We start from the raw sequence: 2,903 nt of genomic DNA, 5'->3' as shown, positions 1-2,903 counted from the left end.
GCTGCGGCTTCATCGGCAGCAACTTCGTGCGCTACGTGGTGCGCGAGCACCCGGGCGTCCACGTCACGGTGCTCGACAAGCTCACCTACGCCGGCAACCCCGAGAACATCGCGGGGCTGCCCGCCGACCGCGTGGAGCTGGTCGTCGGCGACATCTGCGACGCGGAGCTGCTGGACCGGCTGGTTCCGGGCCACGACGCGGTCGTGCACTACGCGGCCGAGTCCCACAACGACAACTCGATCGCCGACCCGGAGCCGTTCGTGCGCACCAACGTGGAGGGTACGTTCCGCCTGCTCGAGGCGTGCCGCAAGTACGACGTCCGCTACCACCACGTCTCGACCGACGAGGTCTACGGCGACCTCGCGCTCGACGACCCGGCGCGCTTCACCGAGGAGACGCCCTACCGCCCGAGCAGCCCGTACTCGAGCACGAAGGCGAGCTCGGACATGCTCGTGCGCGCCTGGACCCGCACCTACGGCCTGCGCGCGACCATCTCCAACTGCTCGAACAACTACGGCCCCTACCAACACGTGGAGAAGTTCATCCCGCGCCAGATCACGAACGTGCTGGACGGGGAGCGCCCCAGGCTCTACGGCGACGGCAGGAACGTCCGCGACTGGATCCACGCCGAGGACCACTCCTCGGCCGTGTGGGACATCCTCACGCGCGGCCGCCTCGGCGAGACCTACCTCATCGGCGCGGACGGGGAGCGCGACAACCTGACGGTGCTGCGCGACATCCTCTCCGTCATGGGCCGCGACCCCGACGACTTCGACTGGGTGCGCGACCGTCCCGGCCACGACCGCCGCTATGCCATCGACTCCACGAAGCTGCAGACTGAGCTCGGCTGGAGGCCGCGCCACACGGACTTTGCCGAGGGCCTGCGCCAGACGATCACGTGGTACGTGGACAACGAGGCCTGGTGGCGCCCCGCGAAGGCGGCCACCGAGGCCAGGTACAGGGCGCAGGGGCAGTAGGGCCCGCCCGCGCGGGGCGCGGGCCGGGTCGCGAGGGGCGGTGGACGCCCTTTTCCGTGATCTGCTTTTTTCGGGCCCCCGCCGGGTCCCGAGGCCCCCGGCGGGTTCCGAGACCCCCTTTCGGGGGTCATTTTCCCGCGTCCAAATCAAAACTATCGAGTTTGCTGCAGTCGAGGCGGCGCCCCCCGAGTAGGCGTGTCCCTGCCGGCCGCAAAGCCGCAGGTCAGCGACTTGTCGATCTGGTGGCTACTTGCGGCGTCCCAATCGAACTGCAGCAAACTCGTCACTTTTCCAATCGCGCCCCCTGGCATCCGCCAGGGGGCGCGTTCGTGGGCGCCTCGCGCGGCCCGGGAGAGCCCGGCCGTACGCGGCATCGCGCAACTTGACAGACGAATACCAAGCGAGAGGGGAGACGCATGTCCTCGTTCGAGTTCGAGAAGGAGCTCAGGGTGACCGAGACCGGCATTCCGGGGCTCAAGGTCGTGGACCTGCCGGTCCACGGCGACGCCAGGGGCTGGTTCAAGGAGAACTGGCAGCGGGCCAAGATGGTGGCGGCGGGCCTGCCCGACTTCCGCCCGGTCCAGAACAACGTGAGCTTCAACGCGAGCCGCGGCGTGACGCGCGGCATCCACGCCGAGCCCTGGGACAAGTACATCAGCGTGGCGACGGGCTCGGTCTTCGGCGCGTGGGTTGACCTGCGCCCGGGCGCGACCTTCGGCAGGGTGTTCACCACGACGCTCGACCCGTCCCGCGCGATCTTCGTGCCGCGCGGCGTCGGCAACTCCTTCCAGGCGCTCGAGGACGGGACGGCCTACACCTACCTGGTGGACGCCCACTGGTCCGCCGAGCTTAAGGCGACGTACACCTTCGTGAACCTCGCCGACCCCGCGCTCGGCATCGACTGGCCCATTCCGCTCTCCGAGGCCACGCTCTCCGAGGCGGACCTCCGCCACCCCATGCTCGCCGACGCGCTGCCCATGGCGCCGCGCCGCACGCTCGTGACCGGCTGCAACGGGCAGCTGGGCCGCGCGGTGCGCGAGCTCGCCGAGGCGCGCGGCCTCGCCGGCTCCTTCGACTTCTGCGACATCGACGGGTTTGACTTCTCCGACCCCGCGCAGTACGGCCGCTACGACTGGTCGCTCTACGGCGCCGTGATCAACTGCGGCGCCTACACCGCGGTCGACCGCGCCGAGACGCCCGAGGGCAGGGTCATCGCCTGGAAGGCCAACGCCACCGGCCCGGCGCTGCTCGCCCGCACGTGCGCCGAGCACGGCATCACGCTCGTGCACGTGAGCTCGGACTACGTCTTCGACGGCACCCGCGAGCCCCACGACGAGGCCGAGCCCCTCTCGCCCCTCTCGGTCTACGGCCAGTCGAAGGCCGCCGGCGACCTCGCCGTGGGAGGCTGCCCGCGCCACTACCTCGTGCGCTCGAGCTGGGTTGTGGGCGAGGGCAGGAACTTCGCCCGCACGATGGCGGCGCTCTCCGACCGCGTCGCCGACCCCGCCGACCCGCTCGACAGGGTGACCGTCGTCGACGACCAGCTGGGCCGCCTCACCTTCACGCGCGACATGGCCGCCGCCATCCTGTGGCTGCTCGGCTACCGCGACGGCGACCTGGAGCCCAGCGCGCCCGCCGCGTACGGCACCTACGACCTCACCAACTCCGGCCCCGTCGAGTCGTGGGCCGACATCGCCCGGCGCGTCTTCGAGCGCGCCAACGGCAACGGCGACGCCGTGGTCTCGGTGAGCACCGCCGAGTACTACGCCTCGGCCGAGGGCCCCGTGGCGCCGCGCCCGGCCCACTCGGCCCTCGACCTCTCGAGGCTCGAGGCCATCGGCTTCGCGCCCGAGGACTGGACGGTCCGGCTCGGCGAGTACCTCGACCGGCTGCTGGGGGCGGGCGAGGGCGGCCCGGGCGCGCCCG

Annotated in this window: 2 protein-coding genes; both read left to right on the top strand. The window is 71.2% G+C overall.

The annotated features are described in order from the left end of the window. The first annotated feature begins 26 nt into the window (after positions 1-26). Positions 27-977 carry a dTDP-glucose 4,6-dehydratase gene (gene rfbB / locus EFAMC1_RS08515; protein WP_410054788.1) on the top strand — a complete coding sequence of 317 codons (951 nt, stop codon included), beginning with the start codon at positions 27-29 and terminating at the stop codon, positions 975-977. A gap of 416 nt (positions 978-1,393) precedes the next feature. Continuing rightward, positions 1,394-2,903: sugar nucleotide-binding protein (locus EFAMC1_RS08510; protein ID WP_154053863.1), on the top strand; the 1,510-nt coding region annotated here is incomplete at its 3' end.

Source organism: Olsenella uli, from assembly GCF_901212675.1.
Classification (GTDB): Bacteria; Actinomycetota; Coriobacteriia; order Coriobacteriales; family Atopobiaceae; genus Parolsenella; species Parolsenella uli_B.
This window is presented reverse-complemented; position numbering and strand designations above follow the sequence as displayed.